The following is a 20,028-nucleotide window of genomic DNA, read 5'->3' on the forward strand; positions in this document are numbered from 1 at the left end:
AAATATATTTTATTCTTTTACCAGTTCAAAAAAACAAAAAACTTATGGAAATGAAAAGAGGTTCAGGAATGTTTGGAAGATTTTTCTGGTTCAATCACTTTCTTTTTGAACCAGTTTTTGGGATTTATTTGTTTTTTGTAACGGGTAAATAATTCTTTTCCAACCAGTAATCCGCCCGACCAGAAAACAATTTCCATGACAATTAAACTTGCAGTTGATGCGATTATCTTCGTTTTTGCCGGTAGGTCAAGCATTGGAATAACAAATGTGGCTGCGAAAAATACGCCTGAAAACACCATCATGGAAATTCCCAGTTTTATCTGCCAGTTTTTCTTCTTTTTCATTTTACCCGAATTTCTGATATTAACCGGATAAAATTAATTTTGTTCTTGTTAAAAAATAAAAAGGCATCCAAAAGAACGGATGCCTGAATATTTTATGAGTTTGTAAAAAGATTAATCAATGCGTTTGCCTGCCCAGTTTATGGCATTTTTAATATGCTCAATAATTAATTCGTCTTGAAAAGCCTCGTGAGTATGTCCGAATCCGGTATAAAAAGAGCGGATTCCGTTATCTTCGTGCCACCAGATGATGGGGTGGTCTCCCATTTTCCAGTCATCATTTTTTGATTTTTTAATACTGTTTTCATCAACAGTTGCCAGCACATTAACATTCGGGCGTGGGTTTCTTTTGAATGTGTACCACTCGTCGAAAGTAGTGTAAGTATCCATTCCTTTAAATGGTTCCATGGCCGGGTGATCGTAATTCTCAAAAACCACTGTGGCTTCCTGTGCAGGTGGATGCGTTTTGAAATAACCTCCTACCAGGTTGCCATAAAAGAGCCATTCATATTCATGGTCGGCAGCGGCGTGAATGCCCACAAACCCTTTGCCCGATTTCATAAACTTCTCAAAGGCATCTTGTCCTGCATCGTCAATTGCATCTCCGGTAGGATTCAGAAAAACAGCCAAATCGAAATTATCCAGAAAATCTTTTCCAAAAAGAGAAGGATTTTCAGTTGTAGTAATTACCCAGTTTTGCTCCCGGCTTAAATCATACAGCATCTTCAGGCCCGATGAAATGGAGGCATGACGAAATCCGTTTGTTTTTGAAAATACCAAGATGTTAAGTGGTTCATTTTGTTCTGCACTTTCCTGGGCTGAACAGCTAATTGTTGCTAAAAAGAGTGTTGCAAATAAAAAAGATAGCAATGCTTTCATTGAATTTATTGATTTAGAATTTGACTACAATTTTAAGAAAATCCTTTCAGCGAATAGGCTCTTGGGGAGTTTTTATTTAAATTATCAATATAAAAATACCTTTTAGTATGAATATTTAATATATTTGGCTGACAGAAATGGACAAAACATAATCATTATAAATCTCTTATTTTATGAAAAATTTTTACTTCTCCCAGTTATTTAATTCAAAATCAATCTGTAAAAAAATTAAGAAAAATGAAAAAGCCGAAAGGGAATTACATAATTCCGGTTTTTCAGTTCACTCTGCAAACAAATTAAAATTACTATTTAGTGGTTTTTTTGCTTTACTCCTGATTTTGTTTGGAAGTGCAGATGTCAATGCACAAACCGGTAACCCCAATGAAGCCGAATGGAATGGTCAGGGCGGCTATTCGCTAAAAAAAATTGTGAGCAACACCTCAATTCAGAGCGGAGTAAATTTCAGTTATACCATTATGTTTTCGGCCCCTGCCGGAGCGACTGATGTTTTTATCCAGGACGATGTCCCCGCAAGCCTCGAAGTGGTATCAGTTGCACCTGTTTCCAATGTGAATGGAGTAACCCCTTCGGTAAACATTTCAGGACAAACGGTAACTTATTCACTAAGTTCGCTTCCCTCAGGAAGTGCTTCATCGGGGTCGTTTACAATTGTTGTTAAATTTCCTGAAGGAGTAACCTGCGACGGAACAAGTGTGCGTAATCAGGCCGGAATTCGTATCAACGACAAAATGTATAACACTCCTCATGTGAGTACTACAGCCACCGCAGAAGATCCCTGGCGTGTCACAAAATCAATCGTTTCAGGTGCCATTGTAAATCCAAACGGCGGAAGCTGTGGCTATTTGATGGGAGCCGGAGATACGGTGACTTACCGCCTTTCGGTTTTGAAAAACAGTCCTTTTTACGGCAATGTAACCGGTCAGCAAAATATGAATAATGCAGTGGTTACCGATGTTTTGCCTGCCGGAGCGGTTTTTGTCAGCAGTAGTTGCGGAGCAACTGCATCGGGAAATACATTTACCTGGCAGCCTAACGGCGGAACGCTCAATGCTGCAACACCTTATGCATATTATTATTGCGATATCACCGTGTATTATCCGGCGGCTACTTTTCCCAACGGGACACAAATTACCAACGATGCCACACTCGATGGCGATATGTGTAATGCACAGGTTTCGCATGTCAGTAACGAAACCTGCATAGAAGTGGCGACTATTCAGCCTAATCCTGATGCATATTTTCAGAAATTTATTTACATGACCAACCGGGTTCCCGGTTGCGATGGTTATTATCGTATTGCTTTTAAGAACAACGGGAATGTGTCTCTGTCTGCATTTGATATTGATGATGCTATTCCTTCAGGCATAACCGTTAACAGTGTTCGTGTTTTTGGTGGCAGTGCAACCACATCCATGTCGCTAACTGCGAATTCAGGAAACGATGTTATCAATTCCAGTATTGTTTCAAATTTTTATAATTCGGGGCCACTCAGTATTACCGTGAATGACCTGCAGTGGAAAATGACAGGTTCGCTTCCCGTCGATAACTGGATTAACCTGTACATTTATTTTACAGTGGATGCCAACCCGCCGGGCACTGTGATTGAAAACTGTGCATCTTTCGATGGTTTGTCAAACAATCTGACACTGGATGATGCCTGTGTTTCGTTTACAGTTGGCGAGGGCGAACCCAAACCCTGTATTCTGAAAGAAGTTTGTTCACCGGAAGACAGTTATGAGCCGGGCGATATTTTACGTTTCAGAATGCGTGTGCAGAATATTGGCAGCGCCGATATTTCAGGAGCTTTCATCCAGGATGCGTTGCACAGTAATTTTTCTTATGTGGGAAATGAAACTTATTATGTAGCCAGTAATTATAATCCCGACTGCTCGGGTAGTGGGAATTTGCCTTCAGGAGCGACGGCATGGACAGGCGTAACGCCTAATCACAGCGGGAACAATCTTGAATGGCAATTGCCCGACATTGCATCCGATTGTCAGTTGTTTTACGTTGGTTACTGTGGCTATTACGGAACCTGGACATTGCCTTACCACTATATTGAATTCGATGTGATGGTTGACAGTATGGCCATGCCGGGCGTAACGCCAAATAAATACGAAATTTCGGGCGGAAACCTGGTTTCTGCTGTAACTTCCAATACGGCAAACGTGCTGGTAGTTGCCAATTTCGGTCAGGAAGTGGAAAAACAGGTGAGCAGCGACAATGGCAACAACTTCGCTTCGTCGGCTACCGTTGGCGCAGGAGGCACAGCCCGTTACCGGTTGAATTACAAAAACACATCGAATGTACCTGTAACTTCCGTCAGTCTTGTTGACCTGCTTGCGATGAACGATGGCGCTAACGACTGGCTGATTTTGAACAGAAACACTTCGCGTGGAAGTCAGTTTGGAGTCGGTTATGTTAATTCCGGCACACATACAACTTCTTTGTCCCCTTCAGGTACTTCTCCATCTGCATCTTTCAGTTATGCAGCCGGGCAAAATATTTGTTTGCCCGACTTTGGACTAAATGCAGGCTGCACTACTTCGGGCTGGGCAGGCGGTTCTTCCGGACAAAACATACGAATGGACTATGGAACATTTGCACTGGCTCCGGGTGTTACCCTGCGCGAAGATTTTGATGTTACAGTGCCTGCAGATGCCACACTTCAGGAGACTTCCTGCAACGATTTTGCAGCCATTTCCACTGCAAATTTCCTGCTGGATGGTACAGCCCAATCTGTTGCGCTGACGCCAATAGCTGCACCCCCGGTTTGTATTACAGCAGATTCGCTTCAGGTTTCTGAATGCTGCGAAAACGTGAAAGTGGAGGTATTCCAGGATCCTGATTTGGGAGAATGTTGCGCACAGTTTGTCTCAGAATGTGAAACCGATTCAGTGGTAGTGAACATCACTAACGGAACCTTTACATCGGCCACCTTAAACGGCAATTCGCTTTCGTCTGGATTTGCAGGACAGAGCAGCTTCACTTTTGATACAAATTCAACATCTGCAGATTTGATTACCTGCGTGACCCCTGATTCAACAGGCGTTGTGGTTGTGAGTTATGTAGCTTACTTCGCAAACGGCGAAAAATGTGAGAAGCGTGTTGAAATGGACTGCGAAGCTACCACTTCTGAATGCTGCGAATCTGTTACAGTAGATATTTTCCAGGATCCTGATTTAGCTGGTGAATGTTGCGCCCAATTTGTTTCCAAGTGCGAAACCGATTCAGTTGTTGTGAACATCCACAACGGAATATTTGCAACTGCTACCTTAAACGGCACTTCTCTTTCATCAGGATTTGCAGGACAGAGCAGCTTCACTTTTGATACAAATTCAACATCTGCAGATTTGATTACCTGCGTGACCCCTGATTCAACAGGCGTTGTGGTTGTGAGTTATGTAGCTTACTTCGCAAACGGCGAAAAATGTGAAAGACGCGTTGAAATGGATTGTGAAGCGGCGGAACCAACTTCAGACTGCTGTCCTGTTATCGATTTTAAATTGCGTCGTTCATGGCCATACTTCAGCAAATATGTCGGTACTTTCGAGATTATTAATCCCGATCCTTCCAACCCGATATGTTCGGTTGAAATCAGTTCCTCACCGGCGGGTAATTTTAATACCGGCACTTTAACTATTGACGGAACTGCATCCGGCCAGAGTTGGAACTCAACATCAATTCCGGCATCGGGAACACTTAGCCCGCAGGCTGTAAATAATATGTTGTTCACCCTGACTGCATTCAACTACAAGGGAAAAATAACTGTCTGTGTTACTAAATGTGACGGTACGGAATGTTGCTACGAGTTTAACTGGAACGGAAAACCCATTGTGGTAAGTCCGTGGGACCCGGTGCAAGTTGGTGTAGAAAGCAAATTGGTGGCTGTTTCTGTCAGTCCCGAAATGGCTGAGCAGTTGGACGAAAGCATTAAGTATGTTTCATTTGGATTTGCAGATGAAGAGGATTTGAATGGTGATGCAGAATTCTTTGCCATTGGCGGCACAGGTGATTGTGACGATGGTGACCCTGGAGTAACTCCCGGCGCCATTGATCCGGATTCTGACGACGACGGCATTTCCGACGGCACAGAAAGTTATATGTCAAGGCACAATGCATTCTTTGAATTGACGTGCCCATACAGGCCGGGTTCAGGACAAGCGCCTACTTTCAATCTTGTACTGAAAGGCGGACTGCCACAATTGGGTATGGCGCTGATTAGTGAAGAGGGCAACGTGGTGTTCGATGGAGAAATCGATTTAGCCAATCCTGATTCGGTCATCTCGTCTGTAGAAATTCCAGGTGAGAAGTCAGCTTCCATGTTTGAGTTCATCAACCTTTATCCGAATCCATCGGATGGTTCATTCCGGGTGACTTATGCCACCGGCAATCAGCAGGATGTGGAAATCAGGCTGGTAAATCCGCTGGGGCAAATTATTAAAGTGCTGAATCCGAAAGATAATTTCCCCGGGGTTCACAACACCGACATCGATGTCCGTGATTTGGCAGGCGGTGTTTACCGGGTTTTCCTTTACTCGGAAGGAAAAGTCCGCAGTAAATCGGTGGTGATCGACCGGTAGAATAAGTTTCGCCATAGTCTCACTCAATGTGAAGCTTTGACTGGTTCATAAAAAGGATGGCATTTCAATGATGAGGTGCCATCTTTTTTTTACATAAATCCGTCCAGCTGTTCGAATCCGCTTGACGGATAATGAGCGAAAAAGTAATCACTTCACAGGTAATTGCGTCACCCAAATATTATCTTTGCACTTCAATAAAATAACAACATGCACGAAATTATTTTTTGGAGCATCATCGCCATCATTGTTCTCGACTTTCTGTTCGAGAATTACCTCGATTACCTGAATACTACCCGGATGAGCAAAAAACTACCGGACGAGGTGAAAGATATTTACGACGAAGAAAAATATAAAAAACAGCAGGCCTACCAGAAAGAAAACCAGCGGTTTGGAATGATAACCGGAACTTTCAGTTTTGTGCTGATTCTGGTTATGTTTCTTTTTTATGGTTTTGCTTACGTAGATAGTTTGGTGGGGGGCATAACTTCAAATTCCATTTTGGCAGCATTACTATTTTTCGGAATCTTGATGTTTGCATCCGATATTTTGAATATTCCATTCTCCATTTACGATACGTTTGTGATTGAAGAGAAGTACGGTTTCAACAAAACCACGCCCAAAACATTTGTATTTGACCAGCTAAAAGGCTGGCTTTTGGGTGCCATTATTGGCGGCGGTTTGCTGGCACTCGTAATTTTTATTTACCAGAAGACCCAAAATATGTTCTGGATTTATGCCTGGCTGGTGGTGGCAGTTTTCAGCATTTTTATGTCGATGTTTTATTCCAACCTGATTGTCCCGCTTTTTAATAAACAAACACCACTGAAAGAAGGTGAACTGAGAACTGCCATCGAAGAGTTTGCGCAGAAAGTTGGCTTCAAACTCGACAATATTTTTGTGATCGACGGCTCAAAACGTTCGGCAAAAGCCAATGCCTATTTTACTGGCCTCGGACCAAAAAAGCGTATTGTTTTGTACGACACATTAATCAACGACATGGAAACCGATGAACTGGTGGCTGTTCTGGCACACGAAATAGGACACTACAAAAAGAACCATATCATCCAGGGATTGATTATTTCACTGATTCAAACGGGGATTGTGCTTTTCATTTTTTCATTGCTGATTGACAGTCCGTTGTTGAGCCGCGCACTTGGAGTGGAAGAACCTAATTTCCACATTGGGTTGATTGCTTTTGGAATTTTGTACTCGCCGGTATCATTTGTTTTGGGGATTTTCATGAACAAACTTTCCCGAAAAAATGAGTACCAGGCCGATGCTTTTGCCGCTAAAAACTACAAACCTGAAGCACTTGCTTCTGCCCTGAAAAAACTTTCGGTAAAAAACCTGAGCAACCTTACGCCGCATCCGCGTTACGTGTTTTTCAACTATTCCCATCCTCCGCTGTTACAGCGACTAAGACATTTGAGGAAATTTGAATAATCAAAATCAGGCAAATTTGTCAACAGCGCTTATTGATTATTTTGTTTGTTCGCAAAAATGTAATTATTAACGCTTCTTTGAAATTTTATATCTTTGAATAGTAGTGAAAAGAAGTAATGAACATATCAAAAGCAAAGTAAAACAGATTCTGGAAACTGTTGCACCGAATGCCCGGATTTTATTATACGGATCACGTGCGCGGGGAGATGCAAAATCCGATTCTGATTGGGATTTGCTTGTAATATTAAATAAGGAAAAAATAGAGCCGTCAGATTATGAATTAATTTCATATCCCATTTACGAATTAGGTTGGGAAATAGGTGAACAATTTTCAGTAAAACTCTATTCAAAAGCTGAGTGGAAAAAACGCAGTTTTACCCCATTTTATAAAAATGTTGAAAGAGAGGCGGTTATTTTATGAGTTTATCAGAAGATGAAAGACATGCTATTGTAGCTTTTCGGATTCAGAAAAGTAAAGATACGCTTGATGAGGCTAAAGGAATTGCTACTTTAGGGTATTGGAATGCCGTTGCTAACAGACTCTATTATGCATGTTATTATGTAACAAGTGCCCTTCTGGTTAAAAATGAATATGCAGCCCAAACCCATCGCGGAGTCATTCATCTTCTCGGATTACATTTTATAAAAAAAGGAATGATTTCAAAAGATGCCGGTAAATTCTACTCAAAATTATATGAATTAAGGCAAACGGGTGATTACGATGATCTTTTTAATTTAGCAGAGGAAGATGTACAACCTATGATAATTTCAGCTCAATCATATATTGATGAAATTATACAATTTATGGAAAATGATTCGTGAAATCCAATTGTGAACGCATATCCCTGGAAACTAATATTTTGAGAAACTAAAATAAATGAAAGCAGAAATAATAACTATTGGTGATGAAATTCTGATTGGCCAGATTGTTGATACCAATTCGGCCTGGATTGCCGAACAATTTAACCTGCACGGAATCGAAATCTACCAGATTACATCGGTTCACGATGATAAGAATCACATTCTGGAAGCATTAAAAAATGCAGAAGAAAAGGTTGACCTGGTAATTCTCACCGGCGGACTGGGGCCGACAAAAGATGACATTACCAAAAATGTGTTGTGCGAATATTTCAACACAAAACTGGTTTTTCATGAACCGACATTTGAGCATATCAAACAGCGTTTCAAAAACCGCAATATCGATCTGAATAAACTAAACCACGACCAGGCGCTGGTTCCTGAAAATTGTACTGTAATACCCAATAAAGCAGGCACTGCACCCGGAATGTGGTTCGAAAAAAACGATACCATTTTGGTCTCTGTTCCCGGAGTGCCTTTCGAGATGAAAAACCTGGTAGAATCTGAAATTTTACCAAGGCTGGAAAATAACGGGAAAGCAAAAGCCATTTACCACAAAACGGTTTTAACACAAGGGTTGCCGGAATCGATGCTTGCCCAAATGATTGAAAAATGGGAAGATGCTCTACCTGAAAATATAAAACTTGCTTATCTTCCCAACCCAATGGCTGTCAGGTTGCGACTTTCAGCAATTGGAAAAGATAAAGAGTTGCTGAAAAAGCAGGTAGAAACGGAAATTGAAAAATTGCAGAAAATTATTCCTGAAAATATTTTCGGGTACGATAACGAAACTTTGGCCGGAGTAATTGGTGAAATTCTGAAAAAGAAAGGTAAAACTTTGGCCATTGCTGAAAGTTGTACCGGTGGTTTTATTTCGCACCTTATCACTTCGGTGGCAGGTAGCTCGGAGTGGTACAAAGGAGGTGTAACTGCCTATTCCAATGAAATGAAGCAAAATTTGTTAGATGTTTCGAAAGAGGTGCTCGATGTTAATGGTGCTGTAAGCGAACAGGCTGTTCGTAAAATGGCCGAAGGCGTCAGTCGCAAGCTGAATGCACACTTTTCAGTTGCCACCAGTGGTATTGCCGGCCCAACAGGCGGAACCAAAGAAAAACCAGTAGGTACAGTATGGATTGCAGTTGCAGGCCCGGATAAAACAGTTGCCGAAAAATTTGTGTTTGGCGACAACCGTGAACGGAATATTATCCGTTCCAGCCAAACGGCTTTGCAAATGTTGCGCAGGTTGGTTTTAAATTCGTGAACTCGTGAACTCGTGAATTCGTGAATTCGTGAATTCGTGGAACCACTGCGAGTGGTGCCACGAGTTTTAAGAACGAGTTTTAAGAAATATTCCCTAACTTCGACAGAAAAATTCAAAATACTTTTTTATGCCCGAAAGAGATCAAATTTATCATGTTTATAATCAGGGAAATAATCGCCAGAAAATATTCTTTAATCGTGATAACTACCTCTTTTTCCTGCATAAAATTCGAAAGCACATTTTCCCATATTGTGAAATTTTGGCTTATTGTTTGATGCCTAATCATTTTCACTTAATGATATACACGACAGAAAAATCGGAGTTGGTTACCAGATATCAGAATGATGCTGAAGTATCTGTTTTTTCTGATAATTTGCGGATTATGCTCAGCAGTTATACACGAGCAATAAATAAACAGGAAAACAAGTCTGGTTCGTTGTTCAGGCAAAACACAAAAATGAAAAATCTAACCGAGATTAAAAGTGATCATATTTCTTTGCCAACCAGTTTAGGTTATGATTTTTATTGCTTCCATTATATCCATCAAAATCCAGTTGTGGCAGGTTTTGTGGCAAATCCTGAAGAATGGGAATTTTCATCATACAACGATTATATTGGTAAAAGAAACGGGACTTTGGTGAACAAAAAACTAACTCTGGAGATTTTAGATTTGAACGTCGATGAAATTAAAAATCAAACAAATTATTTCATTGATGAACGTTTAATTGATTTATTTGAAAGCTGATTGAAACTTTTGTTACCATCTCGTGGCACCACTCAAAGTGGTTCCACGAGTTGTGTGACGAGTTTATTATAATTAAAAATAGAACATGAAAAAAACACTTATAATTATCGGAATAGTAGTGGTTTTGTTAATTGCCGCATTGGCTGCCATCCCATTGTTTTTTAAAGGAACACTGATGGAGAAAACCAAAACCACCATCAATAAAAATGTAAATGCTGAAGTAGAATTTGCGGACCTTAAACTTTCTTTATTCCGCAATTTTCCAAAACTCACACTCGAATTGAAAGATGTTCTGGTTACCGGAAAAGGTGAATTTCAAACCGATACATTGCTTGCTATATCATCGTTACAGGCAAATACTCCACTGGGAAGTTTATTTAACCGGGAACAAATAGGCATTGAAGAAATTATTTTGGTGAACCCGCAGATGAAACTTGTTGTGGGGGAAACCGGAAATGCCAACTGGGATATTGCCAAAGAAACCGGAGAAGCACCAGAACCTGCTGAAGATAGTGGAATGGAACTTCAGCTTGAAATGATTGAAATTACCGGTGCCAATTTTATTTACGACGACCGCGACCTGAATATGCTTCTGCAGCTCGAAAACATTGACATCAATATTTCAGGAGAAATGTACGGAACAGCAGCCCAACTGCTTGCCGAGGGAACATCCGACCGACTTTCGCTGAATTATGAAGGCTCGAATTATATTTCTAACCTGGCCATTGAAACCCGCACTGTGCTGAATGTGGATTACGAAGTGATGGATATCGAAATCCAGGAGAATGAACTGCTTGTTAATCGCCTTCCGCTGGAAGTGCTTGGCCTGATTCAGATGCCCAACGACAGCATGTTTTTCGATTTGCAGCTGAAAACAAAAGAGTCGGGATTTGATAACTTCCTGGCACTGGTGCCGCCCGATTACGAATCGTACCTGGAAGATATTGAAACCAGCGGAACGGCAGCAATATCGGGAACGGTAAAAGGTTTCTACCTGGGTGACGATTATCCTGCTCTCGACATTAAAATGGATGTGGCGGATGGCAACGTGCACTATGCCGACCTTCCCGAAGAAATCAAAAATATTTCGGCAGATGTGTCAATTGTAAAACCGCAGGGAGTGCTTGATTTAACCGAGGTGAACATTAAAAAAGCACATGCTGAAGTGAAAAACAGCCCGGTGGATTTGTCACTTGTTTTGAAAAATTTGGTTAGCGATCCCTATTTCGACGGGAACTTCATCGGGAAAGTCAATTTTGATGAATTGAAAGATGCTTTGCCGCTTGACAGCGTAAATATTGCCGGATTGATCGACGCCAATTTGGTGGTGAAAGGCAACTATTCGGCCATTGAAAACGAGCAGTACGATAAAATCCGGTCTGACGGATCTGTTTTGCTCAATCAGTTTGTGTATGAATCGCCTTCACTTACCCAGAGAATTTTGGTGCCGGAAGGTAAGCTTGATTTCACACCCCAAGCCGTCACGCTAAACGGATTAAACATGAATATCGGACAGAGCGATTTCCGGCTGGCAGGGAATGTATCCAATTACCTGAATTATGTTTTGAAAGACGGAACCCTGGCCGGAAACCTGCAACTGAATTCTTCGCTGGTTAATTTGAACGAACTGCTTCGTCTGCAGGTAGCTGATGATTCCAGAACGGAAGAAGTTCCCCAAACTGTTGAATCAAATGAGAATACAGTTGAGGATGATGAGGAAGTTTTGGTTTTTGATGTGCCCAAAAATATTGACTTCACTTTTCAGTCCAACATTCAGCGGGTAATTTTTGAACAGCTGCCCATTACCGACGTAAATGGCCTGATAACAGCCCGCAACGGAAAGCTTATCCTCGACGGTCTGAACATGCACATGCTCGACGGCCAGCTCCAATTAACCGGTTCTTATGAAAATACACCGGAAAACCAACCGCTATTTGATTTTGGTTTCGATTTGGCTGATATTGATATTCCTGTTGCGTTTCAAACGCTTACCAGTGTGCAAAAAATGTTTCCCGTTGCCCGGCAAAGCCAGGGAAAATTCAACACCAACCTGAAAGTAAACGGTCAGCTTAGTTCTGGCTTTGGTTTGATTGCGCCTACAATCGACGGTAGCGGATTGTTCAGTACTGAAAATCTGCAGATTGTTGAATCTCCCATGTTTGATCAATTAAAAGGATTGCTCAAATCGGAACGTCTTCAGAATGTAAAGGTTGATGATTTCCAGGCTTCTGTTGAAGTAAATGACGGAACCATTCAGTTGAAACCTTTTACAACACGCGTGGCAGGGCAGGAGACAACCATCGCCGGAAACCTTAACACACAGAATCTACTCGATTTGAGGTTGGATTTTAATGTGCAGCGCGAGGCATTCGGCCCCGATATTGAAAATATACTTAAAGTGTTGCCCGGCGAGGAGCGCATACAATTACTGCCCGCATCAGTGCTTTTGAGTGGCCCTGTGGGAAAACCGGAAGTTAAAATCAACCTGGATGATGCCCGGAAAAAGATTACTGAAGAGGTTCGAAAATCTACAAAGGATGATTTGCAGAAATCGTTGAATAAGATAGGCGAAGGACTTAAGGATCTGTTCAAATAACCAGGCATCGCATTGGTTTGCCGGCTTCTGCTAAGCCTGTTTATCTTCCGGCTTTCTTTATCGTTTTTGAAATATATTTCCAGTATTTTTTATGAAATTTTCTGCCTTCTTTTCCGATGATTTTGTGATAAGTCCGGGGTTCATCATCGGGATTGAATTTTAATTTTTCGCGGTTCTCGTGTAGGGCAGGTACCTCGGGATGAAATTGCACGGCAAAAACGTGTGGGTAAGTACTGTGGGCAAGGGCCTCTACAATTTTTCCGTCGGGTGAAACAGCTGTAACCTCCATTCCTTTTCCCAGTTTTTTGACAGCCTGGTGATGACTGCTGCAAACCTTCGGGGTAGATGATTTCCTGATATTTACTTTGCGGGTAAAAAACGGGTGTTCAGTAAACCGGATAGAGTGAAAATTGATGCCCATCAGTTTGGAGTCGTTTGAAACATTCTGCCAGTAATTGCGGTGTAGATTTTCTTTGCCGGTTTGCAGGATATTTTCATCGGTTTGGGCACCGTAAATTTCTGCCGGAATATCCTGAACAAGTGTGCCACCAGTGGCCACATTCATGGTTTGCATGCCCAGGCAAAAACCGGTGATAAAATATTCCGGGTTTTCTTCCAGAAAAGGCGTGAAATTTTCATTTTGAAATCCCCCCAGCAAATGAAAAAGGAAAGTGGTTTCAAAGTAATGCCTTTCAGTATCAGTAACCACCGAAAGCGAATTTTGCTCCTCGTAAACAGCCGGTGGAATATCCGGGCCGCCGAAAAAAATTATTCCCGATGAATTTTGAAAAACAAATTTTAACTCTTCCGAAAAAATATTGTTCTCGAACAACCTGTTTTCATTCAGGTTGCCTCTGAATTCATGCAGTTTGAAATGATGGTAGCCATTTTTTTCGATGAATTCCCGGGTTTTTGCAAAATCGTATTTTTGGTTTTCATAATAAACTCCCACAAAATGAATTTCATCAAGATTGAGTTTAAGCAATCCATTGTTAACAAGATAATTAACTGTTGTTAAGTTGGCTGTGGTTGGATTTGCGAGCAGGATGTATTTTTTATCGGTATCAAAATTTTCCCTGAAAAAATTTTGACCCGAAAGGTGGATTGCAATTGCAATAAAAAGAAGAAACCAACTAAACTTCTTCATAATCAAAAATTGAATGACACTTCAAATATAGATTTATGCATAAAACATTACAATAATGAACCTGAAACATTTTATTTAAACTAAAAACTTAGTTTTGTTTTAATCTGATAATAAGTCATTTGTGATAAAATATATCAATAAACTAATAATTTAGTTTGAAAACTAAAATATTAGTTTTATATTTGAAACAAGAAACAAAAAGCTGATTGATCACAAGGAGGAGAGAAACAATCCGGATTGCATTGAAAGTAGAAATGTACTTCAGTTTAAATGATTTTTTAAAACTAAGAATTATGGAAACAAAAAAATCGAACAAAGCAGACCTCGAAAACAAGCGGAATACCTTCTTTTTAACCGGGCTTGTAATTGCCTTGTCATTCACTTTTCTGGCCTTTAACTGGAAAGTTAACCCCGGCAAAGTAGAATCGCTCGGCATTTTGGTGTCAGATGAAGTGGAGGAGGAGATTATACCAATAACGCGTGCGCCCGAAGTGAAGCCACCGCCACCACCGCCGCCGCCAAAAGTTGTGGAGGTGCTGAATATTGTGGAAGATGATGTGGAAATTGATGATGAGCTTGTGATTCAGGACTCGGAAGCCGACGATAAAACAATTATTGATATTCAACCGGTTTTGGAAACGCATGAAGAGGAGGAGGAAGATGAGGAAGAAATTTTTTACTTCGCTGAGGATCCGGCAGAATTTCCGGGAGGTGACAGGGCACTGTACAAATATATTAATGATGCAGTAAACTATCCTATAATAGCCCAGGAGAACGGCATTCAGGGGAAAGTGTATGTAAAATTTGTAGTAAACGAGCAGGGTGCCGTAAGCAATGCCGAAGTTCTGAGGGGAGTTGATCAGTCACTGAATAAAGAAGCCCTGCGGGTTATAAACAGTTTGCCCAATTTTAAACCCGGCAAACAGCGTGGAAAACCGGTTAAGGTTTATTACAATGCGGTGATTAATTTTCAGTTACAATAACAATTTACATAGTGATTGAAAATTATTTCCGGGTCAACTAATTTTTTAGTTTGCAGGCACAATTTTTGTAGCCAATAGTTTAGATTTAAAATTAGTAATCAGAATAAAATGAAAGAACTTACAAAAGCGGAAGAACAGGTGATGCAGTTGCTTTGGCAAAAAGAAAAGGCGTTTGTAAAAGATTTGATAGAAGAAATGCCCGAGCCAAAGCCGGCATACAACACGGTTTCTACCATTATTCGCATTCTGGAGAAAAAAGGGTTTGTGGGGCACACGGCCTACGGAAAAACCCACGAATATCATCCGCTTGTTTCGAAAAAAGAATATACCCGCTCGTTTATGAAAAATTTTATGCGCAACTATTTCAGCGGTTCGTTTAAAGAGATGGTTTCATTTTTTGCCCAACAGGATAACATGAGCCTTTCGGATTTAAATGAACTGATGGACGACGTGAAGCGCGATTTGGAAAACGAAAATCCTGAAAAAGATGAATAGCACAGTTAATTTTATACTTGAATCCGGTATCAGCCTCTCGCTACTGGCCACTATTTATGTAATTTTTCTGCGTAAAGAGACGTTTTTCAGGCTGAACCGCTTGTTTTTGCTGGGCTCACTTTTATTTTCTGTAGTGTTGCCGTTTCTCAAATTCAGGGTGTATGAGCCACAGCCGGTAATGCTTTCGGAAATAACAGTTACGCCGTATCGTAACGTGCTGGAATCAGTTACCGTTTACGGCCAGGATTTATCGGTAACAGTTGAACAGGCCGTACTTTCAACCACTTTGCTGATTTGGATTTATCTGGCAGGCGTGGCCTTTTTCTTTGTCAGGTTTTTATTCAGGGTGACTCAAATTGCATTTGTCATTCTGAAAAACCAGGTACAGCAACACGACCGTTTTAAACTGGTAATTTTGGAAAAAGAGTGCAGCCCGTTTTCTTTCATGAACTATGTTTTTGTGAGCCGCCCGTTGCAAAACAGCGAAGGCTACGACCGCATGATGGCGCACGAAATGGAACACATTAAACAGGGACATTCGCTCGATGTTTTAATCCTCGAACTGCTCACTGCCTTTCAGTGGTTTAATCCGTTTATGTGGATGCTGCGCCGCGCCATTCGCGAGAACCACGAGTTTCTGGCCGATCAGGCAGTGCTTGGCTCCGGTGTAAACCGCGGCTATTACAAAAAACTTTTGCTGAATCAGTTTGCCGGTGGTCAGCTGGTGTTAACCAATAATTTCAATTATTCACTAATTAAAAACCGAATTAAAATGATGTCAAAAATGAAATCTTCGAAAATTGCTAACGTGAAAATTATATTGGGCGTTTTTACCGCCCTTGTACTGATAGTGTTTTTTGCCTGCGAGCAGAAAGAAACAATGGAACTGGAGGAACCAAGTGTTGATGAAAATGTAGTCACCATAAAATCGACCCTCCTGGAGGATGGCCGAATGAAAATTGAAGGAACAGAAGAAGACATGGAAGAGTTTACAAATCGGTACTCCGACGTAAACAGTTTTAAAATTGAAACCGATAGTCTTGGCAATATCTTTTTGGTTCAGAAAGAAGAACCGAAAACACTCGACCACGACGCTGATGTATTCTACATTGTGGAAGATATGCCGGAGTTTCCGGGTGGCGAATTGGCTTTACGCCAGTACATTGCAAATAATATTGAGTACCCGCTGGCAGCCCAGGAAAACGGTATTCAGGGAAAAGTATATGTAACTTTTGTGATTTCAAAAGACGGCAGCGTGGCCAATACCAGAATTGCCCGCGGGGTTGATCCTGCGCTTGACAAAGAAGCACTGCGCGTGGTAAACAGCCTGCCCAAATGGACGCCTGGAAAACAGCGGGGAGAAAATGTAAATGTGAGCTACACTGTACCTATAAATTTTGCACTTCAGTAAAGTTGAAAGGTTGATTTGCCCTTCCCGTGAAAGTGATGAGTCAGCATCTGAAACAGATTTTCTCTTTCGCAGGAAGGGCAATTCATTTTAAAAGAAGGTAATATTTCTGCTATGAATAAAATTCTGCTTATTCTGCTGCTCATCCCCACAATTGTGTTTTCGCAGGAAAAAATTGATTTACTGATTTTGAAACGCGACTATAATGAGGCGTTGCAGCAAATTGAAAAACGTATTCATGAAAAACCGGATGCCGGACTTTTTATGAAAAAGGGAATTGTGTTCAATCAAATGCAAAATTACCGGGAAGCAGTGAATGCCTTTTCAAAAGCGTGGGAACTGCAGCCAGACAACCCGGAAATTAACATCGAACTGGCTGATGCACTTTCCACATTAGGTAACCACCACGATGCCACGGAGCATTACCAAAGGGCAACCGAAGAGCAACCCGAAAATCTTCCAATCGCCGGAAAACTGGGCAGAAACTACATTCAACTCAAAAAATACCGAAAAGCGTTTTCTGTTTTTGAAAATATTTACCAGGCCGATTCTTCCAATGTTTACTGGAACAAACAATATGCTTTTTGTGCCTATCAGATCAGGAAAAAAGAGCAGGCAACCAGGTTGTACGAGAAGGTGCTGGAGTTAAATCCGCGCGATTATTCATCCTATTTCAACCTGATGAAACTTTATGCAGCCCGGAAAAATAACGATAAAATTGTCGCTCTCTTTAATAAAGGAATAAAGCAATTCCCGGGTGATCCGGATTTTTATCTGGAGATGGCCAATTTTCAGTTCGGGCTCAGAAATTACGAATCTGCCAAAGCTGAATTTGAAAACTACTACTCGGCGGGTGGAGATTCCGTTTATAAAATCAACCTGAATTATGCCATCTGCTGCTATTTTGCCGGTTACGAAAAGCAATCGCTTAAAGTTTTGCGCTCCCTCTATTCACTGAATCCTAATGATTCTTTTGTTCTTTTTTATAGGAGTTTATGCAACAAGAAACTTGTAAATTACGAGAAAGCAGAAGAATATATGGAAGCAGCCATCGAAATGTCGTACCCCACCTACCTTCCCGAAATGTACCATCATTTGGGGCAGATTCTGGGGCAGCAGCGCAAATTTAAAGAATCGATAGAAGCGCTTAAAAAAACCTATGAACTAAATCCTTCTGCACATGAAGTGCTTTTTGAAATTGCCACAACTTACGAGGAATTCAACTCAAATAAAACACTGGCGCTCAATTATTATCAGATTTATTTGAAAGAGGGCGGGGAAGAAGCAAAGAATGTGACCTATGCCCTCAACCGTATTGAACGCATTAAAGAAGATATGTTTTTTGAAGATTGATTCGTGGCTAAAAATCGTTTAGCCCGGTTTTGTCGCGCACCAGGTTAGCCAGCTGAACACGGCTTTTTACGTCGGTTTTCGTATAAATTCTATGCGTGTGATCTTTAACGGTTTGAAGCGTTATAAAAAGCTTTTCGGCGATTGCCTTGTTGGTTTTCCCGGTACAAATTTCCTGTACAATTTCGGCTTCCCGCTTCGAAATTTCATATCTCGAGCAAAACGATTCAAAATCAATATTTTTGGTTTCGTTGGCATTTTCATGAGCCAGGTATTTCAGCCTGATTGGAAATACCACACTGGCACCAAACAATGCCAGCAATGCTAAGTTTGTTGAAACAAAACCAAATGCATCGAAAAAGACCAGCAAAAAAGTATAAAGGACCACACCGGAAAAATAGATGAAAAAAGTTTTCTGCAATTCTTTCTTTGGAAAAGGGACATTTGCACTCTTGTTGGGTTTCACAAAAGGTAAAATCAACACTGCATGCACTATAAAATTAAAACCAGCCAATGCCCAAATAATTGAAATGTCGGGCTCTCCCGGAAGCTCAATGTAATTATTTTGAATGGCAAAAGTGAGCAAAAGCAATGTTCCGATAAATCCGATGAAATAAATATAAACAACCGGTTTCGGAATTTTATAATTATTCAGGTTGAACCCGAATTTCAGCAACATGTACCAGCTCACAATTAAAAACGGGGTGCCCAAAACAGGCACGTAAAATGCAAGTTTGTGGGTTAGTTCGGCACTCAAATCAATATCGGTAATAATTTCCCGGATAGCCAGGTTGCCCCATATTCCGTAAAGAAAAAAAGAGAAAAGAAAAATCTGGTGGTACAGCAAAATTTGCAGTACCGGCATTTTCATTCTGTGAAAACACTGATACGAAACAAGCGTACCAATAACTGCCAATCCGGTAGTTGCGATAAAAGTTGCCAGATACGAAAAATACTCAATAAACATTTTATGGTTTACTACTTTGGTAGTGGATACAAATCTAACGAATTGCCGCTGTTGTTGCTGGCTACCAAAGTAGTGAATATTTAAAATCCAACCAAAGTAGGAAGGATTTTTTTTACAGAAGGCCTACATTTGAATCAACAATGCATGAAAACAGAAAATTTTAAAACTTGAAAAAATGGAAACAGAAAAACATTACAATTTAATCCCTTCGGTTGGAGGAAGTTTTAGTTACGGCTGGCGCACCATGTTCGGAAAACCATTTTTGGTGCTTTTGCTGGCAGTGGTTATAACCGGGCTTTTAAGAGGTCCATTGAGTGTAAATTATCAGGTTGACAACGCAAACTGGATGAACTTTGTGTGGGTAATGCCCGCTGCTATATTTGGCTTAGCCTACGGGTTTCTTTTTCTTCCGGTAATTACTTACGGTGAGAAATACCTGTTTCTAAAAGGTATGCGCGACGAAGAAACAGAAATTAAAGTTTTGTTCGACGGATTTAGAAGCAAATACCTTCAAATTGTGTTGGCCAATTTAATTGTGTCTGCATTAACAGTAATTGGGTTAGTATTATTAATTGTGCCGGGTATAATTGTTGCCTGTCGCCTGGCATTTGTGCCGTATCTGGTAATGGACAAAGATTTGGAAGCCATGCAGGCAGTGGAAAAAAGCTGGCACATGACCAGGGGGCACGGCTGGAAAGTATTCTGGATGGCAATTGTGTCCATCTTTGTTGTTATTGCTGGGTTAATTGCGTTTTTTGTTGGAGTTGTTATTTCAATAATGTGGTACCATGCGGCTTTTGCCACACTTTATCAATCGGTTTTAAACCAGAGCGATGATGAAAATCCAATTCCGATTTTAGGCGTGAATGAAGTTTAAATAAAGAAATATTTATAATGAAGAAGCCCGGAATTTTCCGGGTTTTTTGTTTTATGTGAATTTCTTTGTTCGTA

General features: G+C 40.8%; 16 protein-coding genes. 12 read left to right on the forward strand and 4 right to left on the reverse strand.

The genetic code is table 11. From position 1 onward, the window contains the following. Positions 1 to 62: 62 nt before the first annotated feature. Together BUC07_RS06470 and BUC07_RS06475 are read right to left on the reverse strand one after the other, a co-directional pair. On the reverse strand, positions 63 to 344 hold the full coding sequence (locus BUC07_RS06470; protein ID WP_073167442.1) for a transporter suffix domain-containing protein: 282 nt from the start codon (positions 342 to 344) through the stop codon (positions 63 to 65). 111 nt (positions 345 to 455) lie between these two features. Further along, on the reverse strand, positions 456 to 1,220 hold the full coding sequence (locus BUC07_RS06475; RefSeq protein ID WP_073167446.1) for a ThuA domain-containing protein: 765 nt from the start codon (positions 1,218 to 1,220) through the stop codon (positions 456 to 458). Positions 1,221 to 1,393: 173 nt separating this feature from the next. Here BUC07_RS06475 and BUC07_RS06480 point away from each other — a divergent pair, with 173 nt between their 5' ends. From BUC07_RS06480 to BUC07_RS06510, 7 genes are all read left to right on the forward strand, one after another. Beyond that, a complete protein-coding gene (locus tag BUC07_RS06480) occupies positions 1,394 to 5,824 on the forward strand; it encodes a T9SS type A sorting domain-containing protein (protein ID WP_073167449.1) in 4,431 nt (1,476 codons plus the stop codon). Positions 5,825 to 6,031: 207 nt separating this feature from the next. Then, the gene (locus BUC07_RS06485) at positions 6,032 to 7,267 is read left to right on the forward strand and encodes a M48 family metallopeptidase (RefSeq protein WP_073167452.1); all 1,236 of its coding nucleotides are present in this window, start codon (positions 6,032 to 6,034) and stop codon (positions 7,265 to 7,267) included. 103 nt (positions 7,268 to 7,370) lie between these two features. After that, positions 7,371 to 7,688: a nucleotidyltransferase domain-containing protein gene (locus BUC07_RS06490; RefSeq protein WP_073167455.1), complete on the forward strand. Its 318-nt coding sequence runs from the start codon at positions 7,371 to 7,373 to the stop codon at positions 7,686 to 7,688. Beyond that, positions 7,685 to 8,089, forward strand: a complete 405-nt coding sequence (locus BUC07_RS06495) for a HEPN domain-containing protein (protein WP_073167458.1) — start codon at positions 7,685 to 7,687, stop codon at positions 8,087 to 8,089. Before BUC07_RS06490 ends, BUC07_RS06495 begins: the two co-directional genes overlap by 4 nt. Before the next feature lie 55 nt (positions 8,090 to 8,144). Then, entirely contained in the window at positions 8,145 to 9,386 is a 1,242-nt protein-coding gene (locus BUC07_RS06500) for a competence/damage-inducible protein A (protein WP_073167461.1), read from the forward strand. A 127-nt stretch (positions 9,387 to 9,513) separates the two neighbouring features. Next, positions 9,514 to 10,131: a transposase gene (locus BUC07_RS06505; RefSeq protein ID WP_073167465.1), complete on the forward strand. Its 618-nt coding sequence runs from the start codon at positions 9,514 to 9,516 to the stop codon at positions 10,129 to 10,131. A gap of 85 nt (positions 10,132 to 10,216) precedes the next feature. Further along, positions 10,217 to 12,727, forward strand: coding sequence for an AsmA family protein (locus BUC07_RS06510; protein WP_073167468.1), 2,511 nt, complete (start codon positions 10,217 to 10,219; stop codon positions 12,725 to 12,727). Between the two features lie 40 nt (positions 12,728 to 12,767). Here the strand turns inward: BUC07_RS06510 and BUC07_RS06515 are convergent, their stop codons facing one another. Then, positions 12,768 to 13,874: a gamma-glutamyl-gamma-aminobutyrate hydrolase family protein gene (locus BUC07_RS06515; protein WP_073167472.1), complete on the reverse strand. Its 1,107-nt coding sequence runs from the start codon at positions 13,872 to 13,874 to the stop codon at positions 12,768 to 12,770. A gap of 293 nt (positions 13,875 to 14,167) precedes the next feature. Between BUC07_RS06515 and BUC07_RS06520 the strand changes: the two genes are divergently transcribed. From BUC07_RS06520 to BUC07_RS06535, 4 genes are all read left to right on the forward strand, one after another. Further along, the gene (locus BUC07_RS06520) at positions 14,168 to 14,857 is read left to right on the forward strand and encodes an energy transducer TonB (protein ID WP_073167552.1); all 690 of its coding nucleotides are present in this window, start codon (positions 14,168 to 14,170) and stop codon (positions 14,855 to 14,857) included. A gap of 108 nt (positions 14,858 to 14,965) precedes the next feature. Continuing rightward, positions 14,966 to 15,352, forward strand: coding sequence for a BlaI/MecI/CopY family transcriptional regulator (locus BUC07_RS06525; RefSeq protein WP_073167475.1), 387 nt, complete (start codon positions 14,966 to 14,968; stop codon positions 15,350 to 15,352). After that, positions 15,345 to 16,763, forward strand: a complete 1,419-nt coding sequence (locus BUC07_RS06530; protein WP_073167479.1) for a M56 family metallopeptidase — start codon at positions 15,345 to 15,347, stop codon at positions 16,761 to 16,763. Before BUC07_RS06525 ends, BUC07_RS06530 begins: the two co-directional genes overlap by 8 nt. A 111-nt stretch (positions 16,764 to 16,874) precedes the next feature. Continuing rightward, complete coding sequence (locus BUC07_RS06535) at positions 16,875 to 18,113, forward strand: tetratricopeptide repeat protein (RefSeq protein WP_073167483.1); 1,239 nt, start codon at positions 16,875 to 16,877, stop codon at positions 18,111 to 18,113. A gap of 7 nt (positions 18,114 to 18,120) precedes the next feature. Here BUC07_RS06535 and BUC07_RS06540 read toward each other — a convergent pair whose 3' ends face one another. Next, positions 18,121 to 19,077 carry a helix-turn-helix domain-containing protein gene (locus BUC07_RS06540; protein ID WP_073167486.1) on the reverse strand — a complete coding sequence of 319 codons (957 nt, stop codon included), beginning with the start codon at positions 19,075 to 19,077 and terminating at the stop codon, positions 18,121 to 18,123. A 175-nt stretch (positions 19,078 to 19,252) separates the two neighbouring features. Between BUC07_RS06540 and BUC07_RS06545 the strand changes: the two genes are divergently transcribed. Next, positions 19,253 to 19,954, forward strand: a complete 702-nt coding sequence (locus BUC07_RS06545; RefSeq protein ID WP_073167488.1) for a DUF975 family protein — start codon at positions 19,253 to 19,255, stop codon at positions 19,952 to 19,954. Positions 19,955 to 20,028: the final 74 nt, after the last annotated feature.

The sequence above is a fragment of the Tangfeifania diversioriginum genome (assembly GCF_900141875.1).
Classification (GTDB): Bacteria; Bacteroidota; Bacteroidia; order Bacteroidales; family Prolixibacteraceae; genus Tangfeifania; species Tangfeifania diversioriginum.

What these genes read in the sequence shown, in the direction of transcription:
- BUC07_RS06470 (WP_073167442.1), bottom strand. Translation starts at nt 344, where the DNA reads ATGAAAAAGAAGAAAAACTGGCAGATAAAACTGGGAATTTCCATGATG.
- BUC07_RS06475 (WP_073167446.1), bottom strand. Translation starts at nt 1,220, where the DNA reads ATGAAAGCATTGCTATCTTTTTTATTTGCAACACTCTTTTTAGCAACA.
- BUC07_RS06480 (WP_073167449.1), top strand. Translation starts at nt 1,394, where the DNA reads ATGAAAAATTTTTACTTCTCCCAGTTATTTAATTCAAAATCAATCTGT.
- BUC07_RS06485 (WP_073167452.1), top strand. Translation starts at nt 6,032, where the DNA reads ATGCACGAAATTATTTTTTGGAGCATCATCGCCATCATTGTTCTCGAC.
- BUC07_RS06495 (WP_073167458.1), top strand. Translation starts at nt 7,685, where the DNA reads ATGAGTTTATCAGAAGATGAAAGACATGCTATTGTAGCTTTTCGGATT.
- BUC07_RS06500 (WP_073167461.1), top strand. Translation starts at nt 8,145, where the DNA reads ATGAAAGCAGAAATAATAACTATTGGTGATGAAATTCTGATTGGCCAG.
- BUC07_RS06505 (WP_073167465.1), top strand. Translation starts at nt 9,514, where the DNA reads ATGCCCGAAAGAGATCAAATTTATCATGTTTATAATCAGGGAAATAAT.
- BUC07_RS06510 (WP_073167468.1), top strand. Translation starts at nt 10,217, where the DNA reads ATGAAAAAAACACTTATAATTATCGGAATAGTAGTGGTTTTGTTAATT.
- BUC07_RS06515 (WP_073167472.1), bottom strand. Translation starts at nt 13,874, where the DNA reads ATGAAGAAGTTTAGTTGGTTTCTTCTTTTTATTGCAATTGCAATCCAC.
- BUC07_RS06520 (WP_073167552.1), top strand. Translation starts at nt 14,168, where the DNA reads ATGGAAACAAAAAAATCGAACAAAGCAGACCTCGAAAACAAGCGGAAT.
- BUC07_RS06525 (WP_073167475.1), top strand. Translation starts at nt 14,966, where the DNA reads ATGAAAGAACTTACAAAAGCGGAAGAACAGGTGATGCAGTTGCTTTGG.
- BUC07_RS06530 (WP_073167479.1), top strand. Translation starts at nt 15,345, where the DNA reads ATGAATAGCACAGTTAATTTTATACTTGAATCCGGTATCAGCCTCTCG.
- BUC07_RS06535 (WP_073167483.1), top strand. Translation starts at nt 16,875, where the DNA reads ATGAATAAAATTCTGCTTATTCTGCTGCTCATCCCCACAATTGTGTTT.
- BUC07_RS06540 (WP_073167486.1), bottom strand. Translation starts at nt 19,077, where the DNA reads ATGTTTATTGAGTATTTTTCGTATCTGGCAACTTTTATCGCAACTACC.
- BUC07_RS06545 (WP_073167488.1), top strand. Translation starts at nt 19,253, where the DNA reads ATGGAAACAGAAAAACATTACAATTTAATCCCTTCGGTTGGAGGAAGT.